The organism is Nocardia sp. NPDC006044, assembly GCF_042871115.1.
GTDB lineage: Bacteria > Actinomycetota > Actinomycetes > Mycobacteriales > Mycobacteriaceae > Nocardia.
This window is the reverse complement of the sequence record NZ_JBIAID010000002.1, coordinates 857994-881414: the sequence shown is the minus strand read 5'-3', so window position 1 is coordinate 881414 and position 23421 is coordinate 857994. Positions and strand designations below refer to the sequence as shown.

The following is a 23421-nucleotide window of genomic DNA, read 5'->3' as shown; positions in this document are numbered from 1 at the left end:
GGGGGGGGGGGGGGGGGCGCGCTTGGGGGGGGCCCCCCCCCCCCCCCCCCCCCCCCCGCGGCGGGCCCGCCCCCCCCCCCCCCCCCCCCCCCCCCCCCCCCCACCACCCTGTTCGGGTAGTGGTGCAGGGCGCGGCAAAACGCGAGAAGGCTTATCGCGGTGGGCCACTCGTCACATGTTGGTGCCGTGCGCGCGGAGGGCGTGGCGGACTCGGGCGACTATTTTGTGGGGGTGATCGGTGAGGAGGGTGGCGCTTACTCGGATCAGAGTCCAGCCGAGGGCTTCGAGAGCGGCGGTGCGATCGATGTCGCGGGTGCGCTGGTGGCGATCGGTCCAGTGGTGGGCCCCGTCGTATTCGACACCGACTTGCCACTCCCGCCAACCGAGGTCGAGACGGGCGACGATGAAGCCGTCGGGCGCGGTGACCCGGATCTGGGTTTCCGGCGCGGGCAGGCCCGCCTGCCGAAGCAGGAGACGGGTGCGGGTTTCCGGGATCGATTCGGCGCCACCGTCGACGAAGGGCAGCACCGCAAGCAGGCTGGCGCTACCGCGAGCGTGGTGCTGGCATTCGGTGAATCGTTCGATATCTCCTGGAGTGAGTCGGGTCGCGTTGCAGAGAGCGTCGATCATCTCGACCGCTTCATCGAAATCGAGGCGACGACCCAGGTCGAACGCGGTGCGCGCGGGTACGGTGCACCGAAAGCCGCCGATATCGCACACCTGGTTCGCGGGGATTGCGTCGCGATACGCCCGAACACCCGTTGGCGGGCGGGCGCGACGTGGCAGGTTGATCTCGGCCGGTTTGTCATCCAGCCACCGGGTACCGTGCATCGCGGCCGCCGAGTAGCCGACCAGGATTCCCTCGCCCTTCGCCCAATGCCCGGCTGCTTGCGCTCTGCCTCGCGCGTCGAGCTGAACGCCTTTGCGGATGTAGACGTCTGGATGTACTCGATCGAAGTTCTTACGCAGCTCCCATCGACTCAGCTGCCCAGCCCGCATCGCCCAACTACCTGGAAACGGTTCGTCGAGTACACCCATGTCGGCGATCCTGCCCGGCCGCCCCTTACGCGAATCCGCTACCTGCGCGAGTTATCCCCAGTTCTCCCCAGGACTTCGGTTATCCACAACCCGTCCCGGGGAGCCCGCTTCATGCCGCGGGTGCGGGGTTTTCGAAGGGGACTCTCAGGTGTTGCGGGGGGAAGTGCTCAGGTGGGGTGGGCAGGGTTGGGGGTGAGCTTTGGTGGATCGGCTGCCCCGGTTCACCCATCCCCGCGGTCGGCGGCGTTACTCCTGGCGTCGCCGACCGCATACTTCTGTCGGGCTCAGGCCAGTAGCTGGAGGAAGTGTTCGACCTCGGCTTGGACGGCCGCTCGGGCGGGGGTGAGGTATTTGCGGGGGTCGGAAAGGGTGGGGGCGTCGGCGAGTGTGGTGCGGATGGCCTCGGTCATCAGGACGTTGAGGCGGGTGGCGATATTGACCTTGGTGATGCCGTGCTCGACCGCGGCGCGCAGACCGTCGTCGGGGACGCCGCTGGAACCGTGCAGGACCAGCGGGACCGGGACCTTGGCGGCCAGGTGCGCGATGAGGTCGTTGTCGAGGGTCGCGGTGCGGGTATGCATGGCGTGCGAGGAACCGACGGCGACGGCCAGGGCGTCCACGCCGGTGCCGGCGACGAATTCGACGGCTTCGTCGGGGTCGGTGTGGACTCCGGGGGCATGCGCGCCGTCCTTGCCGCCCACCTCGCCGAGTTCGGCTTCGACGTGCACGTCCCGCTCATGGCACCAGCGGGTGATCTCGGCGGTGGTGGCGACGTTGGCGGCGTAGTCGAGGGTGGAGCCGTCGTACATGACCGAGCGGATACCGAGTTCGACTGCGGCCCGGATCAATTCGGGCGAGGTCGCATGATCGAGATGGACGGCGAGGTCGGCGGTGCTGTCCGCCGCGATCCGCAGGCAGGCCAGGGCCAGCGGCGCGAGACTACCGTGATAGGCCGCCGTGTTCTCCGAAAGCTGCAGCACGACAGGCCGTTTCGCCGATTCCGCCGCCGCCGCGATGGCCTCGGCATGCTCCAAGGTGATCACGTTGAACGCGCCGAGCCCACCCGGTCGCGCGGCGGTGATCAAGTCGGATACGGGCGTCAACGGCATGGGTACATCTCCTGAGAACTCAGTACATCCGCCGACGGAGGATTCACGGGGCGGTTTCTTGGCGGGTCGGTAGGTCCAGTCGGGTGACGCGGACGGTGGGGGCGATCCGGGTGCGCAGGCAGCGGTCGATCTCGCCGGCGACCGGGACCACCACGGCGGCGGCGGAGGTGGCCACGGCGTCGGTGAGAATGGCAGGCCAGTCGGGGACTTCGTCCGCGGTGAGCGCGGCGATCACCGCGGCGGTGGCGGAATCGCCCGCGCCGGTGGGGTTTCCGGACAACGGCTCGGGGAGCGTGGCGTACCACGCGCCCTCGGCGGTGACGGCGACCATGCCGTCGGCGCCGCGAGTCGCGACGACGGCGCGGACACCGCTCTCGATGAGCGGATAGGCGGCGGTGACGACCTCGTCGGCGGTGGCCGGCTTGATGCCGGTGAGCCGGTGCAGCTCGTCGCTGTTGGGCATGAGGATGATGCCGGGGATTTGGGCGGCCAGCCGCAGCGCCTCGCCGTCGACATCGCAGATGGTGGGCACGTCGGCGGCGATCGCGGTGCGGGCGATCTCGGCGGGCAGCGACGGCGCGATGCCGCCGGGCAGCGACCCGGAGATGACCAAGCCGTCGACGTCGGGCAGCATGCCCGCGACCCGGACCGCCAGCTGTTCGGCGGCGTGCGGGTTGGAGACGCGGGCGCCGGGCTCCCACAGGGCCGTCGCGGTGCCGTCCTCGGATTCGCTGATCACCACGGTGCGGCGGACCCAGGGGAGCGCGTGCACGAAGTCGACCGGCATCTCCAGCTCGGCGGCGGCCGCGAAGGCGTGATCGGAGAAACCGGTTGCCCTGGCGTACTTTCCGAGTTGATTCAGCACCCGCGTGACGTTGATGCCCTTACCGCCGATGCGTTGTTCGACCGAGCGGACCCGATGAGCCTGGCCTCGTTCGAAGTGCTCGACGCGATAGGTCATGTCGTAGGCGGGATTCATCGTCACGGTGAGGATCACGACAACCACTCTCCTCGCCTGAGCACCCGGCGCAACCGCAGGCTCTGCTCAACGATCAGTAGGTCGGCGAAGTATCCCCTCCGCAGGTCACCGACGTCGGGTAGGCGCAGCGCCGCCGCGGGGGTGGACGTAGCCGCGAGCACGGCGTCGGTCAGCGACACGCCGGACTCGCGTACCGCGCGCGCCACATTGTCGAGCAGCGTGCTGACGCCGCCCGCGATCGACCCGTTCGCGATCCGGGCCACGCCCTGCCGCACCGTCACGGACTGCGGGCCGAGCTGATACTCGCCGTCCGACAACCCGGCCGCCTGCATCGCGTCGGTGATCAGCGCGACCCGGCCGGGCGCCGCCGCGAAGACGAGCGCGGCGAAACCGGGGTCGACATGCACACCGTCCCCGATCAGCTCGACCGTCGCCTGCCCGGCCGACGCGGCAACCAGACCGGCTCCGACCGGTCCGGGATCGCGGTGATGCAGCGGTGGCATCCCATTCGCCAGATGCGTCACCACAGCGCCGAACCCGGTGGGCCGCAGGGCCTTCGAGAACGAAGCGTAGTCGGCATTGCTGTGCCCCAGTGCAACAACCACATCGTGTTCGGTAAGCCGTTGCGCGACAGCGTCATAACCGGATCGCTCCGGCGCGACCGTCATCATCCGCAGATGCCCGCCACCGGCCGTGAGCAGCTGATCGGTCAGCTCGAGATCCGGATCGCGCAGGAACCGCGGATCCTGCGCCCCGCACCGCGCCTCGGACAGAAACGGCCCCTCGGCATGAATCCCGCCGATCACCCCGTCCGCAGCCAGCTCGCGCAACACGGCGGTCTGCGCGACCATGTCCGGCGCGGCCGCGGTGACAATGCTCGCGATCACCGTCGTGGATCCACGCGCATGATGAAACTCCGCCGCCGCCCGCGCTTCCGCGCCATCGACGGTGTCGAACCGGTGCCCGAAACCGCCGTGATTATGGATGTCCACCAGGCCCGGCAGCAGCGTCCCGGCGAACGGCGGCTCCGGCGAATCCGGATGCGCCGCAACCCACTCCGCGAACGGCAGTACGGAATCGATCCGGTCGCCCGCGATGGTGACCACGCCGTCGCCGAACTGCGCGGTCGCCGAAACGACTCGGCCGCGTACTACTTCCGTCGGCATCCGGTCACCTCCTGGACGAGCATCGGGCCGTGCTCGTCTCGGTACGGCGCGGCAGCCGTGGTGTCGTGCTCCTCGCCGGCGCGGTCCGCGGCACGTGCGGGCCCGATCACGCGAGCGCCCCTTGCCGGGCGAAGAGCGCCGCCCCGGTCAGCCCGGCGCGCGCGCCGAATTCACCGAGCACGACCTGCGGTGCCGGAACCAGCCGGAGTCGATCGGCGATGGCTTGATGCAACGGATCGGTGAGCGCGGCGCCGGCGCCGGCCAGTCCGCCGCCGAGGATGATCAGCTCGGGGCACGCGGCGTGCACGATCCCGATGAGTCCGTCGGCCAGCGCGTCGACCGCGTCCACCAGCACCGCTTTGGCGTCGGCATCGGTGTCCACCAGCGCGAATACTTCAGCGGCACCGCTGATTTGACGACCGGTGCGACGGGTGTAAGCGCGGGCGATCGACGCACCGGAGGCGACGGTTTCCACGCATCCGGTGTTGCCGCACGGACACGGCAGCCCATCCGGGCGAACCGGGATGTGCCCGTACTCGCCGACCTGACCATATGTACTACGCAACAACCGCCCGCCGACCGACAGGGTCCCGGAAATCCCGGTCCCGAGAATGACCACGCACACGTTGTCGTACCCACGCCCGGCCCCGAACCGCCACTCGGCCCAACCCGCAACGGCCACATCGTGTTCGATCAACACCGGAATGCCCCAGCGATCGATGAACCGGTCACCGACCGCGAAGTCCCGCCACCCGACATTGCTGCTGAACACCGCGATCGATCGAACGGTGTCCACAATGCCCGGCAGCACGACGGCCGCCCGGCCGACTCGACCCCGCTGCTCCTCGCTCAACTCACCGAGCAGCCGATCGCCGAGCGCCCCCATCACCTCGAACGCCGCTTCACCCTGCGGTGTAGCGACGGTACCGACCGCGAGCACGGTGCCCGCGGCATCGGTGATCTCGCCCTTGATCGTGGTGCCGCCGACATCGAGGCCGAGCACCAGCGCGTCCTGGGCCAACGCGTCCGGCTGCGGCGATACCGCAGCCGAACGCGTCGCAGTGCCGCCGCGGTGAGCCGCGGCCGACCCGGCAGTCCCGGCCGCGGGCCGGGCGGCACTCGTCGAGGACGTCTCGTTCGCCACTCCCATGCTTGGCACAGTAGTTCCCGGTGCGTCGGGCGGGGTGGCTCCAGCTTGGTCGGGTTTCACCGGGCCGGTCCGATCACTGGTCGAGGACGACCGAGCGATTGAGCCCACGCGGGTGGTCGGGGTCGAGGCCGAGGTCGGCCGCGCGCAGCACGCAGAGCTGGTGCACGCGGAGCAGGTCGGCCATCGGGTCGATGTCACGGTGCTCGAAATGCGCTCCGGTGCTCGCGATGTCCCTGGCGAAGTTCGGCACCAGCGGACCGAAGGCCCAGACCGCGCGACCGGGCGCCGAGATGGCGACCGGGCCGTGGCGGTACTCGGTGGCCAGGTAGGACTCGGTCCAGGACTGGCAGGATTCGCGCAGCTTGAGCCCGGATTCCTCGGCGATGGCGGCGGCGAAGCCCATGCCGACGAAGCTGATCTCCTCGGCGTGACGGACGTCGGCGAGCGAGACCGCCGGATCCTCGGCGAGCACCTTGCGCCCCTGCTCGATCACCGGGGCGAGGTCTTCGCCGAGGTGCCAGCGCAGGATCGCCAGCGCGGTGGTGGCGAAGCGGGTCTGCACCACCGATTGCTCGTCGACCTCGTCGATCAGGATCGGGTCGCCCAGCTCGAGCACCGGGGTACCCGGACTGGAGCAGATGACGGTGCGCGGAATGTGTGCTGGGATGTCCCGCATGGCATTGACCACCTCGGTGGTCGTGCCTGACCGGCATATCACCAGGTAGCGGTCGTAGTCGCGGCCGTAGCGGACCTCGCTGGCGGGCCAGGCGTCGGTCAGCCCGTGGCCTGCGCCCTCGCGCAGCGCCGCGATCGCTTTGGACATGAACAGGGAAGTGCCGCAACCGATCACGGCGACTCGCTCGCCCTTGTGGGGGAGGATGTCGCGATGCTCGGCAGCGATCGTTTCGGCGCGCGCCCAGTCGTCAGGCTGGGTGGCGACCTCGTTGGCCAGATGGGTGACGGGGGTGGGTTCGGCGGAGATCGGCACAACAACAGAATCCGCCCGGTGATCGTTCATGTCAAATTTACGAGCGAATCGGTCACATATGATCAAGCTTGGGTCTATGTTGATAGTCGGTCGATCAGTTCGATCCCATCATCGGCTGTCCAGTGGCGCCCGGTGTGCAAATTTGAAAGGTTCTACTCGTGAAAAGACCACTCCACGGCGTGCTTGCTGGGGTCGCGATGTTCACCGGCCTCGCGCTGGCGATCTCGTCCTGTGGGTTCGGCTCGAAAGATAACGCCGATTCCGACAACACGATCAACTTTTTAGCCCCGGCCTACAGCGACGGGGCCAACGGTACGAAGGCGCTGTGGGACGGGATCATCGCGGACTTCCAGAAGTCGAACCCCGACATCAAGGTGAACCTGCAGATCGAGTCCTGGAACTCGATCAACGACGTGGTGCGCACCAAGCTGCAGTCGAAGTCGACCACCCCGGACATCCTCAACATCGACGCCTACGCCAGCTTCGCCAGTGACGGCCAGCTGTACCCGGCCTCGGAAGTCGTTTCGCCGCAGGTGCTTTCGGATATCCAGCCCGGCTTCGCGAAGAACGCGTCGCTGAACGGCACGCAGTACGCGCTGCCGCTGTTCGCCTCCACGCGCACCCTGTTCTACAACACCGACCTGTTCACCGAGGCCGGCGTCACCGCGCCGCCGAAGACGTGGGCCGAGCTCACCGACACGGCGAAGAAGATCCAGGCGCTCGGCGGTGGGGTCTCCGGCTACGGCCTGCCGCTCGGCAGCGAGGAAGCCCAGGGCGAGACCTCCATCTGGACCTTCGGCGCGGGCGGCAAGTGGGCCGACGGGGACAAGGTCACCGTGGACACCCCGGCCAACCTGGAGGGCGTGCGCGCGATGCGCGAGATCGCCGATGCCGGTGTCACCCAGCCGAACCCAGGTGCGACCGACCGCAAGGACGTGATCAACGCGTTCATCCAGGGCAAGATCGGCATGATCGAGGGCCTGCCCCCGACCATCAGCCAGATCGCCTCGAAGAACCCGGCGCTGAAGTACGCGACCGCGCCGACGCCGACCAAGTCCGGCACCCCGGTGACCCTCGGCGTGGCCGACCACCTGATGGCGTTCAAGAAGGACGGCAAGAAGACCGAGTCGATCAAGAAGTTCCTCGACTTCTTCTACGGCGCCGATGTCTACTCGAAGTTCGTCTCCACCGAGGGCTTCATCCCGATCACCAACACCGCGGCCGCCAAGCTCGCCGCCGACCCGGTGACCAAGGCGTTCGGCTCCACCCTGGCGGTGGCACAGTTCTACCCGAGCAACAACCCGAAATGGGCTGCGGCACAGGGCGCCATCCGGCAGCAGATGGGCACCATCGCACAGGGCACCGACCCGGCCCAGGTGTTGCAGCGCATACAGGAAGCCGCGAAATAGCGTGCGACGGAAAGGAACTCTGGCGGCGATACCGTGGATCGGGCCCTCGCTGGTCTTGATCGCGGCTATCGTCGCCTTTCCCGCCTGCTACATGCTGTGGACCAGTACCCGGGATCTCAGCGCCTACGGTCAAGACCGGGGCGCGGCGGGCCTGGAGAACTTCCGCACGCTGTTCGGGATTTCGGAGCTGGGATCCGTTCTCGCGCACACGGTGATCTGGGTTGTCGCCGTTGTGCTGATCACCCTGGTGATCTCGGCGGGGCTCGCCCAGTTCCTCAATAAGGATTTCCCCGGCCGCACCGCGGTGCGGATGGCGATCCTGGTGCCGTGGGCCGCCTCCGTCGTGATGACGACGACGATCTTCTACTACATGCTCGATCCCGACGTCGGCATCGCCAACCGGTTCCTGGTCGATATCGGCCTGCTGGATCGGGGTTACGGCTTCACCAAGCAGCCGACGCCGGCCTTCCTGGTCGCGATCGGGGTCGCGGTGTTCGTCTCCATCCCGTTCACCACCTATACGATTCTGGCCGGGCTGCAAGCGATTCCGGCCGAGGTCAACGAGGCGGGGCGGGTCGACGGCGCCAGCGCGTGGCAGCGTTACCGCTTTCTCACGCTGCCGCAACTGCGTCCGGCCATCGCGGTGGCGACGATCATCAACATCATCAACTCGTTCAACTCGCTGCCGATTCTGCAGGTGATCACCGGCAGCATCGCGGGTTTCCAGGCCGACACCACAACCACGTTGATGTTCAAGCTGATTCGGCAGAATCAGCAGGTCGACACGGCGGCGGCGATGAGCGTGCTGAACTTCGTGCTGATCATCGTCATCATCGCGATCTATGTGAAGGTGGTCCGGCCTACACAGGAGGTCGACGGGTGACGGCGGCGGATTTGACGCACATCGAAAAGGTCACGGGCGCAGTGGCGGTGGCCGATTCGGACCCGCGGCCCGGGGTCCGGGCGAAGCGGCGGCGCTGGGAGCTGACCGCGGTCGGCGTGGTGCTGGCCGCGCTGTTCCTGCTGCCGTTCATCGTGATGGTGCTCGGCTCGCTGAAGAGCCGGGCCGAAATCCTGCGTATCCCACCGACTTACCTTCCGGAGACGTGGCATCCGGACAACTACTCCACCATGTGGGATACCCCGGAAACGCCGTTGCCGTTCAATCTGGCCAGCACGGTGATCATTTCGGTGTTCGCCACGGTGCTCGTGCTGCTGGTCGCCATCCCGGCGGCGTATTACACGGCGCGGCACAAGTTTCCGGGGCGCGCGGTGTTCCTCGGCCTGGTGCTGGTAACGCAGATGTTGCAGCCGACGGTGCTGGTCACCGGTTTGATCCGGGAGTTCTTCGCGGTCGGCATCAACGACACCTGGCTGGCGATGATCCTGGTGAACGCCGCGTTCAACCTGTCGTTCGCGGTGTGGATCCTGCACAGCTTCTTCGCCTCCATTCCGGTGGAGATCGAGGAGGCCGCGATGCTGGACGGCCTGAGCCGCTGGCAGATCCTGGTCCGGGTGAGCCTGCCGCTGGTCTGGCCGGGCATCGTCACGGCGACGATCTTCGTCATCGTCTCCTGCTGGAACGAATTCGCCGCCAGCCTGGTGGTGCTGACCACCCCGGAGAATCAGCCGCTCTCGGTCGCGCTGACCAAGTTCGTCGGCCAGTACGACACCTCCTGGCAATACGTGTTCGCTATTTCCACGGTCGGCATCATCCCGGTCGTGATCCTGTTCGCGTTCATCGAAAAGCGCTTGGTAGCGGGGCTTACCGCGGGCAGCGTCAAGTAGTTCCGCCGAAGCGGGTGGTGCGGTTCGCCACCCGCTTCCGGCATGTCATGAGCTGAATCACTGTCTGAGTCTGGACTTCTTGCCCACTATCTGAAAACATCCCTTACCAGTATCGGTAACGATCGGTAACGGGAAGGCACTTCGATGAACGTGCGCAATGGCGGGCGCGTGGTAGTCCTCGGCGTCATCGCGTTGATGGCGGCATGGACGGCACTCGGTTCGGGGCAGGCGGCGCCGGGGGAGCAGCAGGGGGTCCGGATCGAGCCGGCGCCCGCGCTCACCTTGCCGCCCGAGCTCGACGACTTCTACCGGCCGGCGGCAGGGGTGGTCGCAGCGGCACAGCCCGGCGAGATCCTGCGCGCCCGGGCGATCTATCCGGCGTTCATGGGCATCGTGCAGCTTAATGTCGATGCGTGGCAGTTGCTTTACCGCACCACCGACAGTCGCGGTGAGCCGATCTCGACGGTCACCACGATCCTGAAGCCGCGCGGTCCCGCCCCCGCCGGTGGGTCCAAGTTGCTGTCGTATCAGATCGCCGAGGACAGCGGCGCGCAGTATTGCGCGCCGTCCTATGTGGCCCAATCCGGCGCCATCCCGGTCGATTATGTGAACGCGGCGGAGACGCTGATTCCGATCGCCGCGGGTCTCGGACAGGGCTGGACGATCGCGATGCCCGACTATCAGGGGCCGAATTCGGCGTACGGCGCGTCGCGAATGAATGCCCAGGCAACCCTGGACGGCATCCGGGCCGCGGAGAATTTCGCGCCCGCGCAGTTGAGCGGGCCGGAAACGCCGGCGGCCCTGTGGGGTTACTCGGGCGGCACGATTCCCTCGGCCTTCGTCCCGGAGATCAAAGCGAGCTACGCGCCCGAGCTGAATATCGTCGGTATTGCCGCGGGTGGGGTCGCGGCGGGCGACTACGCGGGGGTGGTGCGGCACAACAACGGCGGCGTGTACGCCGGGCTCATCTCGGCCGCGATCGTCGGCATCTCGACCGAATACCCGGATATGCAGCGGGTGATGCGGGAAAGAGTAGATCTGCTCGGGCAATTCGTCATGGCCTCGAAGAAGGTGCTGTGCCATCCGCAGGGCGCCGTCCTGTTCCCCGGCTTCAACTATTTCGGCACATTCCAAGGCGGTGATCCGCTCGCCTTGCCCGAGATTCGGGAAGCGATCGCGGACAACTCACTCGGACAACAGCAGCCGACCGTGCCGATCTACTTTTATCACGCGCAGAACGACGAGCTGATTCCGATTGCCGGCACCGATTCGACCGTGCGGAAATACTGTGCCGAGGGCGCGCCGAGCGTGACTTATGTGCGGGAATTCGCCGCCGAGCATCTCTCCGGTGTGCTCTCGCATCTGCCCGGCGCGTTCTATTGGCTGAAAGATCGGCTCAACGGTGTCCCGGCACCGCAGGGTTGCTCGATTACCAGCCCGGTCAGCACCGTCGGCGAGCCGCAGTTCGGCCAGGCATTGGCGGAGATTCTGCCGCCCATGGCACAGGCCCTCGTCGGATATGCCATCGGCCAGCACAACTAGTCGTTGCCCCGGCTCGGACCACTGTCCGTGCCGGGATCGGGGCGAGCCAGCGGGTAGCATCGAACGGTGGCACGGCGGGAAGCGGAATCGAAGGACGGTCGCAGCTACGGCGGGCTGTCGCGGGAACAACGAGTGGCGCAGCGGCAGACCCGGTTGATCGATGCCGCCCTCGAATTATTCGGAACCCAGGGTTACGCAGCCACTTCCATCGAGCGTCTGTGCGCGGTCGCGAATGTGTCCACGCGCAGTTTCTACGAAGATATGGGCAGCCGTGAGGCTTTGCTCATCGCGCTGGTCAACCGGACCACCTCGCACGCGGTCGAACGAGCGTTGGAAGCGCTGGCGAAAACCGAGAACGACCCGCTCTCGACCCGCGTGGTCGAAAGCTTCCGCGCCTATCTCTCGGTGACCTGTGCCGATCATCGCTCGGCTCGGGTCTGTTATGTCGAAGTGGTCGGCGCCAGCCACAAAGTCGAGGAGTGGCGACGAGAGCAGCGGCGCTTGCTTTCCGCGTTGATCATCAGTGAGGCGGAACGCGGAGTCGAGCGCGGTGAGGCCAAGCCTCGGCGGTTCGATCTTTTCGCCCTCGCGGTGATCGGCGCGGTGAACTCGCTCGCTCAGGAATTGGTGCAGAGCACGCTGCCCGATTCGGTGATCAGCGTGGACGAAATTTGCGAGGAGATCGCGTATTTCGTGAACTCGGGGCTTGCGCTCACCTGATCTGAAATCAGCGCGACCAGTGGCAGGCGCACCTGTGCAACGCATCTGAAAAGATGTATTGCCGAATGTCTGGAAATCTCCTACAGTCGAGTCGGTTCCCTTGTTCCGGGGAGTCCAGGAGCGTGCTGCGGCCGGCGGCCTTCGCTCGCGGATCGAATGGGTGATCAATGATGATGACCGATAGCCAACCGAGGCGGCGCACCGCGCGCCGCCGCTTCACCGCGGCGATCGCGGTTCGAATCGCGGTCGGCCTTCTCACGGTTGCCTTGGTGCTATCGATCGCCGCGCCGTCCGCATTCGCGGATTCGTTTCCTGCCAACGGTTTTCCGAAGGCCGACGCGCGCACCGGATTGCCTGAGGGGTGGAATCCGGGGCCCGAACGCTACGGCGTCGGTGAGCAGAAAAATGTCGAACTGCCGATGGCGGACGGCGTGGTGCTGCGGGCGGACGTGCGGTATCCGACCGACGCGTCCGGCGCGCCCGCATCCGGCCCGTTCCCGATCGTGTTGACCCAGACGGCATATGGCAAGGACAGCGGCGGGTTCATGCGGCTGCTGTCCTACGAGGGGCTCGGGCCGCTTCTGCGGAACGCGCTGCCCAGCGTCATCGATGTGGCCGAGCAGATCAGCGACGCGGCGGGCTACGGCGACTACTTCGTCAAGCGCGGGTACATCAGCGTCATCGTGGACATTCGCGGCACCGGATCGTCCGGCGGGCAGTGGAGCATCCTGCAACCGCAGGAGCGAGAGGACTCCGAGCGGGTAATCCATTGGGCCGCAGGGCTACCCCATTCGACCGGGGAGATCGGGCTGTGGGGGCTGTCGTATCTCGGGATGAGTGAACTCTTCACCGCCGGTGTGCTGGAACCGGATTCGCCGGTCAAGGCGCTGTTTCCGCTGATGCCCGGCAACCACGCGTTCCAGGACCTGCTGGACCACGACGGGTTCTACAACACCGCGTTCCTGGCCTCCATGCTGCAATTCCCGATCACCCTGCTGCCGCAGCTCGACCCGATCCTCGGGCTGTACCGGGAGCCGGACAAGATGGCGAGTGTCTTCGTTGACCACCTGCTCGCGCACTTCCGGTCGGACGGCACCTGGCCCTCGGTGTTCGACGCGCTGCTCGACGGCGACAAGGCGTACAACGGCCCGTACTGGGAATCGCGCGCGATCGACAATGTGGTGGAACGGATTGCGGCGAACGACATTCCGACCTATCTGGTCGGCGGTCAATACGACCTGCTCCAAGACGGGACACCGCGTACCTTCGCCGGTTTGCAGAACGCCTACGCCGGACGCTCGCACAACGGCCCGATGCCGGCGGACGCCTCGTCCAGCGGTCGCTTCCAGATGCTCACCGGCCCTTGGTTCCACGTGCAGCCGGGTGAGCAGCGCAATACCGACATCGACCTGCACTCCATCCAGCTGGCCTGGTTCGACCGGTGGTTGAAGAACGACCGCAACGGCATCGACGAGACGAAGACGCCGCTGCACGCGATCGACATCAACGGCAACGTGATCGAGAGCGCTACCTACCCCATGCGGGAAACACCGACGCGGAACTTGTATTTGGCAGCAGGCGGCCGGTTGACCCCGGATCGTCCGGTGGTTCCGACAGGCTCGGACCGCGTGACCTTCAGTCCGGTCAACGGCGGCACCATCTGCAATGCGTCGTTCTCCCGGAACTTCTCCGGTGTCTACGAACTGCTCACCACGATGGCCGGCCTCGATGACCCCTGCGCGCAGTTCCCCGCGCACCCGGATGTGCCTGGGCTGCTGGATAATCCGCAGTACACGACCGACCCGTTCACCGAGCCGACGGTGCTCGGCGGCCCGATCGGCGCCACCCTGTTCGCCGTCTCGAACACGCCCGCCTCGGCGTTCAGCGTGACCGTGCAGGACATCGCGCCCGACGGCACGGCCCGCGCGCTGACCGACGGCCAGCTCGCCGGCAACTTCCGCGCGCTGGACGCGGATCGGACGTGGCGCGCCCCGGACGGCAGCGTGCTCGGCGCGTTCCATCCCGGCACGCGAGAGTCGATGCTGCCGGTCATTCCCGGCCAGGTGACCGAGTACAACGTCAAGATCCGCCCGGCCTTCCACGTCTTCGAACCGGGGCACCGTTTGCAGATCACCATCGGCTCCGGCGACGCGCCCACCCATATCGTCAACCCGAAGGACTATCCGGCGCTGCTCGGCGGCGTCTACGACGTTCAGCGCACCGAAGGCGCGGCCTCGTTCCTCACCGTGCCGCTGGCCGCCGCCGGGATGCACCGCTGAGGCGGCGGCGCTCGGTGTTGCCGCAGCCGCTTGGCATCGCCGCACCGGAAATCTCTACGGTCGGCAGCGTGCCTATGGTCAGATTGTGCGCGTGCCTAGAAAAACAGCAGGTCGGGTCCGGGGCGGTGTGATATGACCGGACCGACCGACCGTCCGCAGCGGTGGAACCGGCTGCTCGAACTGCTCGCCGAATCCGGGCGGCTGTCCGTGGAGGAGGCCGCCGAGCGACTCGGCGTGTCCTCCGCGACGGTCCGCCGCGACTTCACCGCGCTCGCCGAACAGCAGCTGGCGACCAGAACCCACGGCGGTGTCGTCGCGACCTCCGTCGCCTACGATCTGCCCGCCCGTTACCGGCAGACCGGCGGCGAGGCGAAGCAGCGGATCGCGGAACACGCCGCGTCCCTGGTGGATCCGCACAAGGTCATCGCGATGAACGGCGGCACGACCACCACCGCGGTGGCGCGCGCCCTGGCCGGCCGCACCGACCTCGGCATGACCGGTGACGAGCAACTGACCCTCGTCACCAACGCGCTCAATATCGCCGGCGAAATGGTGCTGCGCCCGCACATGCGCACCGTCGTACTCGGCGGCGTGGCCCGCCGCGAGTCCTACGAACTGCACGGCCCCCTGGCCGAACGCGCCCTCGCCGAACTTCGGCTCGACGAGCTGATCCTCGGCGTCAACGCCATCTCGGCGGAGGGCGGCGCCCAATGCCGTCACATCGATGAGGCCGGCGTCACCACCGAGATGGTCCGCCGCTCCCGCCACGTCATGGTCGTCGCCACCGCCGACAAACTCGAACGCACCGCCTTGGCCCGAATCTGCACCATCGAACAGGTCCAGGTCCTGGTCACCGACACCGACGCCGACCCGTCCGCGGTAGCCGCCATCCGGGCCACCGGCGTCCGAGTCGACGTCGTCTGATCGCCGCCCTGTTTGACGGGTGCCGGTCTGGGCAAGTCGGTGATCATGACCACTGAACCCGGTACAGAACGCTCGGACGACACCGAGGTGGACCGCGACGACGTTGATCAGCCGGATTCGACCGAGGATGCCGCGGCGACCACGGAGGATCAGGCGGCGGATATGGATTATGAGGGCGATACGCCCAACTAGGGATCCGGTTCGCGCAGCACCGATTTATCGATGAGATCTGCTCTTTCGCGCCGCCACGCGTAGTTCCGCTCGGGACCGTCGATGACCCAGCCCGGTAGGCCTTGGATGGCTTGCCGGGCTGTGCTGTGCCGGGAGTGGTAGATCGAGCGGGTTCAGCCATTGACTGGGTCACGGTGTCTCAATACTCTGAGTGGGACAGCACGTCCCATGTGAGTGTGTAAGGCAAGGTGAGCCGGCTATGGCCGATGTCGAGTCCGTTGCTTCCGTCGTTAATTCGAAATTGCATCCGCCCCGGTGGGCGCCGACGTTCATTCGCTGGCACGGCACGCCGGTGACCTGGTGGGAGTCGGTGAAACTGTCGGTCGGGATCCTGCCGCGGGTGCGCGATCACACGGTGCTGGATTACGTGACGAACTTCCCGGGACAGGACGACGTGATCGTCGCCCGGGTGCCGTTCGCGAAGTTCGTCATCGTGCGGAGCCCGGAGCTGGCCCGGCACGTGCTGGTGACCAACCAGAACAACTACACCAAGAGCCCGGACTACGACATGCTCGCGGTGGCGTTCGGGCGCGGGCTGGTCACCGATCTGAACGATGAACTGTGGCAGCGCAATCGGCGGCTCGTGCAGCCGATCTTCGCCAAGCGCAACGTGGATGGGTTCGCACCGGTGATGGTCGAGGCGGCGCGCGACGCCGTCGCCCGGATCCGGGAGCTGTCGGCGGACGGCGCGGCCGTCGACGTCAACGCCGAAATGAACCGGCTCACTTTGGATGTCACGTCGCGGACGATGTTCGGCACCGATATCACCGGGCCGATGTCGGAGGTGGTGCTGTACCGGCTGCTGCGCTTCTTCGGCCGCGGGTTCATGACGAACCTCAGCCATCCGCTGCATCACGCCGCGACCTGGCTGCACAAGCGCGGACGCCACCGCGACGACGCCGGCAATTCACGGCTGCCGATGCGGATCATGCGGGCCGCGGGCTGGGTGGTCGAGCCGCGCAGCATGCGCGACCTGCGGCACGCCGAGCACGTGGTCGACGGCCTGATCGCCGATCACCGGGCGGGCCGGATCACCCGCAAGGACAACCTGCTCGCCGCGCTGATCGACGCCTCCGACCCCGAAACCGGCTACCAGTACACCGATCAGGAGATCCACGACGAGCTGATGACGTTCATCGGCGCCGGCATGGAAACCACCGCGACCGCCCTGACCTGGGTGTGGCAGCTGCTCGCCGAACACCCGGAGGCCCGCGACCGCCTGCGCGACGAGGTGGCCTCGGTGCTCGGCTCCCGCCCGGCCACCGCCGCCGACCTCGACCGCCTGCCGTGGACCCAGGCCGTGGTCGCCGAGACCATGCGCGTGCTGCCGCCGGTGGTCGGCCTGGCCAGAACGGCGAAAGCGGAAGACGCGCTGGGCGGTTACCGGATCAAGCCGGGTACCACGGTGATCACGCTGATCCACGGATCGCACCACAACCGGCGGGTGTGGGAGCGCCCGGACGAGTTCGACCCGAGCCGCTACCTGCCGGAAAACGTTGCCCGCGAACACAAGCGAGCCACCATGCCGTTCGGTGCGGGCAAAAGAATGTGTGTCGCTTCGGGATTCGCGAACATGGAGGCCGCGCTCGTGGTCGCCACCTTCGCCCAGCAGCTGCAATTCGACGCGGTGTCGGATCAGCGCGTGCGCCGGCAGATCTCGTTCACCGGCGGCCCGGACGGCCCGCTGCCGATGCGCGCCCGGTTCCTGCCGGAGCTGGAGCGCGCGGACACCGCCGTATAGTCGGATCCGTGAAACCGCCCGCCCACATGCGTACCCATCGCAGGCGCTCGGGCGGTCATCGCTGGGACGAGCACAACTCGACCCGGCAGGCGCAGATCCTCGAGGCGGCCGTCGCGCTGATCGAGGAGCTCGGGCCCACGGCCGAGGTGTCGATCCAGCAGATCGCCGAGCGCGCCGGCCTGGCCCGCTCGGTGGTCTACCGGCAGTTCGACAACCGTGAGGACCTGGACGCCCGGGTCCGCGAGTACATCATGGATCACTATGTGTCCGAGGTGGAGTCGTTGCTCGTGCTCGACCCGGCCAAGACCGGGGAAGAGATCTTTTACGAGGTGATCTGCCGGGTGGTGAGCTGGGCCACGGCGCATCCCCATCTCTACCAGTTCGCGCAGAACGGCCCGGGGCGCTCGTCGGGGGAGACCAGCCTCACCATCGGCAGGCACCGGGTCGCCGAGACGCTGTGGCAACAGTTTTCGTCCTGGACCGGCATGCTCGCCATCGATGTCGAACCGTATCGGCCGCTGGCCTACGGGCTGGTCGGCTTGGTGGAGGGCATCGTCACCCAGTACCTGAGTACGCCCGCCGGACCGGAGCGCCCGGACCAGGAAACCATTGCCCGCATGCTCACGGCCTCCGCCTGGCACCTCTTCGCCGGCCACGCCGCCGATCTCGGCTACCACTTCGACCGGTCCGCCACCATCGCGGAGGTCCTCGCCAAACTCTTCGCCGACGCCGCGGCCCAGAAAGACTGAGCCGCAACCATTTCGGTGCGAAAGATCAGGGCGCCGAAGCCACCGGCACGGCCGCCGGCACGGCCTCCGCGCGAATGTTGCGCATCCAGACCAGGAATCCCCACGCCACGAACCCCGCGTAGACGAAGTACAGCGTCGCCGACGGGTAGTAACCCGCCTTGACCAGCAGCGGAATGCCGACGATGTCGACCGCGATCCAGATGAGCCAGAACTCGGCGAGACCACGCGCCATCCCGTAGGTGGCCAGCACGGAACCGGTGAAGATCCACGCCTCGGCCCACGGCCCGTAGGAACCGATCAGCTCGAAGAGCTGGGCGAAGGCGGCCGTCCCGGCGAGCATGGCGACGACGAGCACGAGCCGTTCGCGATTGCTCGCCCAGCGCGGTTCGACGCCGCGATGCTCGAGACCGGTCTCGTTGGCGTGCCGATGCCAGCTCCACCAGCCGTAGACGCTGACCGCGATGAACATCAGCTGACGTCCCGCCTGCCCGGCCATGTTCAGATGCTGCGGAGTATTGAACACGCCGCCGACGAAAACGGTGAACAGCAGCGCGTTCCCGGCGATGCCGATCGGCCAGGCCCAGACCCGCCTGCGCATGCCGCCGAGCGCCGAGGCCAGGCCGAAACCGTTGCCGATCACCTCGCGCCAGAGAATCTCCGAGCCGGCGATGTGCAGCTTGGCGTCGAGCAGCGCGTAGATCGGGTTCACCTGTACTGCAACCAGCGCACGCGCGGATGTCATCCACGTGCGGGATATCGGCTCGTGCCGATCGGAAATCCGGTGTGCACGCGGGTTCGCGTAACGATCGCGAAATCTGGGGTCGCGATTCGCAATATCTGTGCAACGGGCTGCTTCTAGGGTGACTTTCATGAGCGTGGAAAGCAGTGCCGGGGGGACCGGAATTCACATCAGTGGGTTGACCAAAACCTTCAGGGTGGGGCGCAAGACGGTGGCGGCCCTCGACTCGGTCGACCTGCACACCGAACAGGGCACGTTCCTGTCGTTGCTCGGTCCGTCCGGCTGCGGCAAGTCGACCGTTCTGCGCATCCTCGCCGGCCTGGAGACACCGAGCGCGGGCAAGACGCTCATCGATGGCCAGACGCCCGCCGAGCTGGTCCGCAGGCACGAACTCGGCATCGCGTTCCAGGACTCGGCGCTGCTGCCGTGGCGCACGGTGGAGTCGAACATCAAGCTGCCCTTGCAGGTGGCGGGCCTGACCCCGGACCCGGCGCAGATCGCCGACCTGATCCAGCTGGTCGGGCTGGACGGCTTCGAGAAGGCCAAGCCGGCGCAGCTGTCCGGCGGCATGCGCCAGCGCGTGTCGATCGCCAGGGCGCTGGTGGTGAAGCCGACCGTACTCCTGCTCGACGAACCGTTCGGCGCCTTGGACGACATGACCAGGCAGCGGCTCAACCTGGAACTGCTGCGGATCTGGACGGAGAAGCCCGCGACCACGCTGATGGTCACGCACGGCATCGCCGAGGCGGTGTTCCTCTCCGACGTGGTCGCGGTGATGAGCCCGCGACCGGGCCGGGTGCTGGAACTGGTGGAGATCGACCTGCCGCGCCCGCGCACCCCGGAGATGATGCGCACCCCCGAATTCCACAAGCTGCACGACTACCTGTCTGAGCTGCTGTTCGGGAAGTCCGGCACCGGCGGCGCGCTGGGCACCGACGCGGGGAAGTCCAGCACAGGCGCGGTGCAGGCATGAGCGACGACAGACAACGACAGGCACGCTGTCGGTGGCAGGCGAGGCCGGGGTGGCATCGGGTGCGCTCGTACGGGCAGCCCAGGCGGTCGGCCGCGCTGTGCGTCCGGCGTGGTCAGGGAGGCCGGGGATGAAGCGGATCGGCGGATTGCTCGGCGTCGCCGGGCTGATCGGGGTGTGGTGGCTGCTCGCCGCGCTCGGGGTGGCGGGCGGCACCGTGCCGAGCCCGTGGACGGTCGTGCACACGATGTACACCGACGGGTGGGGGCTCTACGGCCCGAACTTCCGGATCACCGCGCTCGGCGCGTTGAAGGGATTCGTGTGGGGCAACGGGATGGCCATCGCGCTGGCGATCCTCATCATGCTGATTCCGCAGATCGAATCGCTGGCCACGCAGCTGGCGATCCTGAGCTACTGCACGCCGCTGCTCGCGCTCGGGCCGATCATCCTGGTGGTGTTCGGCGGGCGCACCCCGACGGTGTTCCTGGCCGCGATGTACTGCTTCTTCACCACCATGGTCGGCACCGTGACCGGGTTGCGGTCGGCGGATCGAACGAGCCTAGACCTGGTGCGGGCCTACGGCGGCGGGCGCTGGCAGCAGCTGTACCGGGTGCAGCTGATCTCGGCGTTGCCGAATACGTTCGCCGCGTTGAAGATTGCCGCCCCGTCGGCCGTGCTGGGCGCGATCATCGGCGAGTACCTCGGCGGCGTCGACAGCGGCATCGGGGTCGCGTTGACCGCCGCGCAGACGGCCTACAACGTGCCCCGCACCTGGGGCATGGCGCTGGCCGCGGCGGCGCTGGCCGGACTCGGCTACGCGGTGGTCGCGCTGGCCGCCCGCGTGGTCGCCCCGTGGACCGCTCGGGAGGCGCGATGACCACGAAAGAGGGAGGGGCGATGAAGGTTGTCCTGCGGATCGGGAAGTTCCTGTTCCCGCTGTTCACCTCGCTGCTGTTGATGCTGGCCATCTGGTACGTCTTCCTGAAGACGTTTCCGCAGGTCGGGCCGCGGGTGGGCAAGTCGCCGGAAGACATCTGGCGCTACCTGGTGACCTCGCGCGGCGCGAGTGCGGCGCGCGCGGTGATCATCGACGACCTGCAGATCACTCTGCGGGACGCGGCGATCGGGTTCGCCCTCGGCATGCTGGCCGCGCTGGTGGTGGCCGCGCTGTTCGTGTCGTTCGCCGCGGTGGAGCAGACCTTCCTGCCGGTGGCGATGCTGCTGCGCTCGGTGCCGCTGGTGGTGCTCGCCCCGATCATCGTGCTGGTGTTCGGCCGCGGGCTGGGCGGGGTCACGGTGCTGGCCGCCATCGTGGTGTTCTTCCCGGCACTGGTGATGATCATGGCGGGGCTGCGCAACGCGCCCCGGCAGGCGATGGACCTGGTGGCCGCGTACGGCGGGTCCAAATGGACCGGTCTGCGGATGGTCGCGGTGCCCGCGGCGCTGCCCTCGGTGTTCGCCGCGGCCCGGATCTCGGTGCCCGGCGCGCTGATCGGTGCGTTGCTCGGCGAGTGGCTGGGCAGCGGAACGGGATTGGGCGCCAGCCTGATTCGCGCCATTCCGACGTTCCAGTACAACCAGCTGTGGTCGTCGATCGTCATCGTCACGATCGTCTCCGTGCTGCTCTACGCGGTGGTGGGCGTCATCGAGAATCTGGTGCTGGCCCGCTTCGGCGCGGACGCCGGGAGGTCCTGAATCCCGGTGAAATTCGAGCAAATCACCGCTCGGAACGTCAAAGTAAAGAAAATGAAACGCAATCGACCTAGATTCGCTCCATGACACCCGTGCAACGCTCTTCGTTCGGGCCTTCACTGAACCGACGGTCTCTGTTTCGTTACTCCGCCATGGCGGGCGCCGCCCTCGGCGGTGCGGGCCTGCTCGCCGCGTGCGGCGACAATGCCGCCGACTCCTCGGGCGGTTCCACCGCGGACGGCTCCAAATACGGCACCGTCGCGGTGCAACTGTCCTGGCTGAAAAACATCGAATTCGCCGGCGAGTACTTCGCGGACAGCAAGGGTTATTTCAAGGAGGCCGGTTTCGGCTCGGTCAATCTCATCGCGGGCGGCGCGGCCAGCACCTCGGTGGAGGCCGGGCTGGACACCGGGAAGATCTGGCTCGGCCTGTCCGCCCCGCAGACCACCGCCAAGGCGGTGCTGGAGGGCCTGCCGGGCAAGATCATCGCGACCACCTACCAGAAGAACCCGTTCGCGATCGTCAGTTCGGCGGCCAAGCCGATCAAGACGCCGGAGGACATGCGCGGCAAGAAGATCGGCGTGCAGGACACCAACCAGCTGATCTTCAAGGCGCTGCTCACCGCCAACGGCCTCAAGCCGAACGACGTCACCATCGTGCCGGCGCAGTTCGATCCGTCCCCGCTGGCCAACGGCGAGGTCGACGGCTGGGTCAGTTACGTGACCAACGAGCCGATCACCTTGACCGCCAAGGGATTCGCGAACACGCACTTCCTGTTCGCCGACTACAACCTGCCGCTGGTGGCCGAGACGCTCACGGTCAAGCAGTCCACCATCGACAAGGAGCGGGAGAAGCTGAAGGCGTTCCTGGTCGCCGAGATCAAGGGGTGGAAGGACGCGGTGGCCAATCCGGCCGAGTCGGCCCGGCTCGCGGTCGAGGTGTACGGCAAGGATCAGAAGCTCGACCTGGCCGAGCAGACGAAAGAGGCAGTGGCGCAGAACGATCTGGTCACCTCCGCGGACGCGACCGCGAACGGGCTGCTGACCATGACCGACAAGCTGATCGAGCAGAACATCACCGCGTTGCGGGCGGCCGATCTCGATATCAAGGCCGAGGAGTTGTTCGATCTCTCGGTGCTGCGTGAGGTGTATGCGGAGAACCCGGGGCTGAAGGCTTAACTACTCAGTCCGACAACTGTTTTCAGCGGCGCCTGGGTGTTGGAGTGATCGAGCGAGTGCCGCCCGGACTGTTCGGTCCTGGCGGCAATCAGCTCGGCGGCGATCGCGATGGCCATCTCGGTGGCGGTGCGGGCGCCGAGGTCGAGTCCGGCGGGGGAATGCAGGCGGGCCAGGGTCGCCTCGGTGAAGCCGCCCGCGCGTAGGTCTTCCATGCGCTGGGTGTGCACGGTGTGTGCGCCCATGGCGCCGAGGTAGCCGAGCTCGGGTAGTCGGAGCGCGACGGTGAGCAGCGGGATCTCGAACTTGGGGTCGTGCGAGGTGACGACAATGCCGGTGCTGCCGTCGATTTCGCCCGCGGAGGACAGCGTGTTCAGGTAGCGGTGCGGCCAGTCGACGACCACCTCCGCGCCGGGGAACTTCTCCGGTTTGGCGAAGTTCTCCCTGGAGTCGCAGATGGTGACCCGGTAGCCGAGCAGCCGGGCCTGCACGGTCAGCGCGGCGGCAAAAGAGTTGGCGCCGAAGATGATCAGCCGCGGCGGCGGGGCGAACGACGCGACGAACACATCCGAATCCGGCAGGGCGAGCAGCTCGGTGCCGTGCTTCTTGTCGGTGACCAGGTGCTGGCCGATCAGGTCCGCGTCGGAGTTCCACACCACGGTGAACACGGTGATCCGCCGGTGCGCGGCGATCTCCGCGGCGACGAGCGGAAACTCGGGAAAGTGCCTGCGCGAGAACGGTTCGGTGAACACGTCCATCGTGCTGTCCCGGTCGGCGATGGTAGCCACGCCATAGCGGTGCAGCGCGCGCCGTCCCGTGCGGGCGGCCTGCAGCACCGCCTCGTAGGCGATCTCCTCCAGCCCGCCGTCGGTCACCGCGCCGTAGACGCCGCCGTCCGGATCGACCAGCATCGCGGACCCGATCGGTAACGTCGCGGAGCCCATCGTGCGCACGATGGTGGCCAGCCCGCCGGTACGCCCGGAATGCCACACCCGCAAGAGGTCATCGATGATGTCCCGCATCTGCTCGCTC

22 protein-coding genes are annotated in these 23421 nt (G+C 67.3%); 14 read left to right on the top strand and 8 right to left on the bottom strand.

Annotation, left to right across the window (positions count from 1 at the left end; translation table 11 throughout):
* Positions 1–171: 171 nt before the first annotated feature.
* From ACFYO1_RS21575 to ACFYO1_RS21550, 6 genes are all read right to left on the bottom strand, one after another.
* The gene (locus ACFYO1_RS21575) at positions 172–1038 is read right to left on the bottom strand and encodes a DUF559 domain-containing protein (RefSeq protein WP_387233645.1); all 867 of its coding nucleotides are present in this window, start codon (positions 1036–1038) and stop codon (positions 172–174) included.
* Positions 1039–1322: 284 nt separating this feature from the next.
* Positions 1323–2147 (bottom strand): class II fructose-bisphosphate aldolase, encoded by an 825-nt coding sequence (locus ACFYO1_RS21570; RefSeq protein WP_387233643.1) that lies wholly within the window; start codon positions 2145–2147, stop codon positions 1323–1325.
* Between the two features lie 43 nt (positions 2148–2190).
* On the bottom strand, positions 2191–3144 hold the full coding sequence (locus tag ACFYO1_RS21565; RefSeq protein WP_387233640.1) for a hexose kinase: 954 nt from the start codon (positions 3142–3144) through the stop codon (positions 2191–2193).
* Complete coding sequence (locus ACFYO1_RS21560; protein WP_387233637.1) at positions 3141–4292, bottom strand: N-acetylglucosamine-6-phosphate deacetylase; 1152 nt, start codon at positions 4290–4292, stop codon at positions 3141–3143. The genes ACFYO1_RS21565 and ACFYO1_RS21560 overlap by 4 nt, the downstream gene beginning before the upstream one ends.
* Before the next feature lie 106 nt (positions 4293–4398).
* Positions 4399–5442, bottom strand: coding sequence for an ROK family protein (locus tag ACFYO1_RS21555; RefSeq protein ID WP_387233634.1), 1044 nt, complete (start codon positions 5440–5442; stop codon positions 4399–4401).
* Positions 5443–5515: 73 nt separating this feature from the next.
* Positions 5516–6460, bottom strand: a complete 945-nt coding sequence (locus ACFYO1_RS21550; protein WP_387233631.1) for an SIS domain-containing protein — start codon at positions 6458–6460, stop codon at positions 5516–5518.
* 128 nt (positions 6461–6588) lie between these two features.
* On the opposite strand from ACFYO1_RS21550, the gene ACFYO1_RS21545 reads away from it, so the two are divergent.
* The 10 genes from ACFYO1_RS21545 to ACFYO1_RS21500 all read left to right on the top strand — a co-directional run bounded on the left by ACFYO1_RS21545 (position 6589) and on the right by ACFYO1_RS21500 (position 17813).
* Positions 6589–7839, top strand: a complete 1251-nt coding sequence (locus tag ACFYO1_RS21545) for an extracellular solute-binding protein (protein WP_387233628.1) — start codon at positions 6589–6591, stop codon at positions 7837–7839.
* Position 7840: 1 nt separating this feature from the next.
* On the top strand, positions 7841–8722 hold the full coding sequence (locus ACFYO1_RS21540; protein ID WP_387233625.1) for a carbohydrate ABC transporter permease: 882 nt from the start codon (positions 7841–7843) through the stop codon (positions 8720–8722).
* Complete coding sequence (locus ACFYO1_RS21535) at positions 8719–9627, top strand: carbohydrate ABC transporter permease (RefSeq protein ID WP_387233622.1); 909 nt, start codon at positions 8719–8721, stop codon at positions 9625–9627. Before ACFYO1_RS21540 ends, ACFYO1_RS21535 begins: the two co-directional genes overlap by 4 nt.
* Positions 9628–9771: 144 nt before the next feature.
* Positions 9772–11169, top strand: coding sequence for a lipase family protein (locus ACFYO1_RS21530; protein ID WP_387233618.1), 1398 nt, complete (start codon positions 9772–9774; stop codon positions 11167–11169).
* Positions 11170–11235: 66 nt separating this feature from the next.
* Positions 11236–11889, top strand: a complete 654-nt coding sequence (locus ACFYO1_RS21525) for a TetR/AcrR family transcriptional regulator (RefSeq protein WP_387233614.1) — start codon at positions 11236–11238, stop codon at positions 11887–11889.
* Positions 11890–12062: 173 nt separating this feature from the next.
* The gene (locus ACFYO1_RS21520) at positions 12063–14168 is read left to right on the top strand and encodes a CocE/NonD family hydrolase (protein ID WP_387233611.1); all 2106 of its coding nucleotides are present in this window, start codon (positions 12063–12065) and stop codon (positions 14166–14168) included.
* Between the two features lie 132 nt (positions 14169–14300).
* Entirely contained in the window at positions 14301–15092 is a 792-nt protein-coding gene (locus ACFYO1_RS21515; protein ID WP_150399915.1) for a DeoR/GlpR family DNA-binding transcription regulator, read from the top strand.
* 45 nt (positions 15093–15137) lie between these two features.
* A complete protein-coding gene (locus ACFYO1_RS21510; RefSeq protein WP_387233607.1) occupies positions 15138–15284 on the top strand; it encodes a hypothetical protein in 147 nt (48 codons plus the stop codon).
* Positions 15285–15522: 238 nt separating this feature from the next.
* The gene (locus ACFYO1_RS21505; protein WP_387233604.1) at positions 15523–17064 is read left to right on the top strand and encodes a cytochrome P450; all 1542 of its coding nucleotides are present in this window, start codon (positions 15523–15525) and stop codon (positions 17062–17064) included.
* 8 nt (positions 17065–17072) lie between these two features.
* Positions 17073–17813, top strand: coding sequence for a TetR/AcrR family transcriptional regulator (locus ACFYO1_RS21500; RefSeq protein WP_387233601.1), 741 nt, complete (start codon positions 17073–17075; stop codon positions 17811–17813).
* A 25-nt stretch (positions 17814–17838) separates the two neighbouring features.
* Here the strand turns inward: ACFYO1_RS21500 and pnuC are convergent, their stop codons facing one another.
* Positions 17839–18555 (bottom strand): nicotinamide riboside transporter PnuC, encoded by a 717-nt coding sequence (gene pnuC, locus ACFYO1_RS21495; RefSeq protein WP_387233598.1) that lies wholly within the window; start codon positions 18553–18555, stop codon positions 17839–17841.
* 127 nt (positions 18556–18682) lie between these two features.
* On the opposite strand from pnuC, the gene ACFYO1_RS21490 reads away from it, so the two are divergent.
* The 4 genes from ACFYO1_RS21490 to ACFYO1_RS21475 all read left to right on the top strand — a co-directional run bounded on the left by ACFYO1_RS21490 (position 18683) and on the right by ACFYO1_RS21475 (position 22392).
* Positions 18683–19525, top strand: a complete 843-nt coding sequence (locus ACFYO1_RS21490) for an ABC transporter ATP-binding protein (RefSeq protein WP_387233596.1) — start codon at positions 18683–18685, stop codon at positions 19523–19525.
* A gap of 127 nt (positions 19526–19652) precedes the next feature.
* On the top strand, positions 19653–20399 hold the full coding sequence (locus tag ACFYO1_RS21485) for an ABC transporter permease (protein ID WP_387233593.1): 747 nt from the start codon (positions 19653–19655) through the stop codon (positions 20397–20399).
* A 20-nt stretch (positions 20400–20419) separates the two neighbouring features.
* Entirely contained in the window at positions 20420–21217 is a 798-nt protein-coding gene (locus tag ACFYO1_RS21480; RefSeq protein ID WP_387235282.1) for an ABC transporter permease, read from the top strand.
* A gap of 80 nt (positions 21218–21297) precedes the next feature.
* A complete protein-coding gene (locus tag ACFYO1_RS21475; RefSeq protein ID WP_387233590.1) occupies positions 21298–22392 on the top strand; it encodes an ABC transporter substrate-binding protein in 1095 nt (364 codons plus the stop codon).
* Here the strand turns inward: ACFYO1_RS21475 and ACFYO1_RS21470 are convergent.
* A complete protein-coding gene (locus ACFYO1_RS21470; protein WP_387233587.1) occupies positions 22389–23411 on the bottom strand; it encodes an XdhC family protein in 1023 nt (340 codons plus the stop codon). The two genes, ACFYO1_RS21475 and ACFYO1_RS21470, sit on opposite strands and share 4 nt — an antisense overlap.
* Between the last annotated feature and the right edge of the window lie 10 nt (positions 23412–23421).

Excerpts from the sequence above, each read along its gene's own strand:
- ACFYO1_RS21550 (WP_387233631.1), bottom strand. The coding sequence starts at position 6,460 with ATGAACGATCACCGGGCGGATTCTGTTGTTGTGCCGATCTCCGCCGAA.
- ACFYO1_RS21520 (WP_387233611.1), top strand. The coding sequence starts at position 12,063 with ATGACCGATAGCCAACCGAGGCGGCGCACCGCGCGCCGCCGCTTCACC.
- ACFYO1_RS21505 (WP_387233604.1), top strand. The coding sequence starts at position 15,523 with ATGGCCGATGTCGAGTCCGTTGCTTCCGTCGTTAATTCGAAATTGCAT.
- ACFYO1_RS21475 (WP_387233590.1), top strand. The coding sequence starts at position 21,298 with ATGACACCCGTGCAACGCTCTTCGTTCGGGCCTTCACTGAACCGACGG.
- ACFYO1_RS21570 (WP_387233643.1), bottom strand. The coding sequence starts at position 2,147 with ATGCCGTTGACGCCCGTATCCGACTTGATCACCGCCGCGCGACCGGGT.
- ACFYO1_RS21485 (WP_387233593.1), top strand. The coding sequence starts at position 19,653 with ATGAAGCGGATCGGCGGATTGCTCGGCGTCGCCGGGCTGATCGGGGTG.
- ACFYO1_RS21515 (WP_150399915.1), top strand. The coding sequence starts at position 14,301 with ATGACCGGACCGACCGACCGTCCGCAGCGGTGGAACCGGCTGCTCGAA.
- ACFYO1_RS21490 (WP_387233596.1), top strand. The coding sequence starts at position 18,683 with ATGAGCGTGGAAAGCAGTGCCGGGGGGACCGGAATTCACATCAGTGGG.
- pnuC (WP_387233598.1), bottom strand. The coding sequence starts at position 18,555 with ATGACATCCGCGCGTGCGCTGGTTGCAGTACAGGTGAACCCGATCTAC.
- ACFYO1_RS21480 (WP_387235282.1), top strand. The coding sequence starts at position 20,420 with ATGAAGGTTGTCCTGCGGATCGGGAAGTTCCTGTTCCCGCTGTTCACC.
- ACFYO1_RS21575 (WP_387233645.1), bottom strand. The coding sequence starts at position 1,038 with ATGGGTGTACTCGACGAACCGTTTCCAGGTAGTTGGGCGATGCGGGCT.
- ACFYO1_RS21470 (WP_387233587.1), bottom strand. The coding sequence starts at position 23,411 with ATGCGGGACATCATCGATGACCTCTTGCGGGTGTGGCATTCCGGGCGT.
- ACFYO1_RS21555 (WP_387233634.1), bottom strand. The coding sequence starts at position 5,442 with ATGGGAGTGGCGAACGAGACGTCCTCGACGAGTGCCGCCCGGCCCGCG.
- ACFYO1_RS21560 (WP_387233637.1), bottom strand. The coding sequence starts at position 4,292 with ATGCCGACGGAAGTAGTACGCGGCCGAGTCGTTTCGGCGACCGCGCAG.
- ACFYO1_RS21510 (WP_387233607.1), top strand. The coding sequence starts at position 15,138 with ATGACCACTGAACCCGGTACAGAACGCTCGGACGACACCGAGGTGGAC.
- ACFYO1_RS21530 (WP_387233618.1), top strand. The coding sequence starts at position 9,772 with ATGAACGTGCGCAATGGCGGGCGCGTGGTAGTCCTCGGCGTCATCGCG.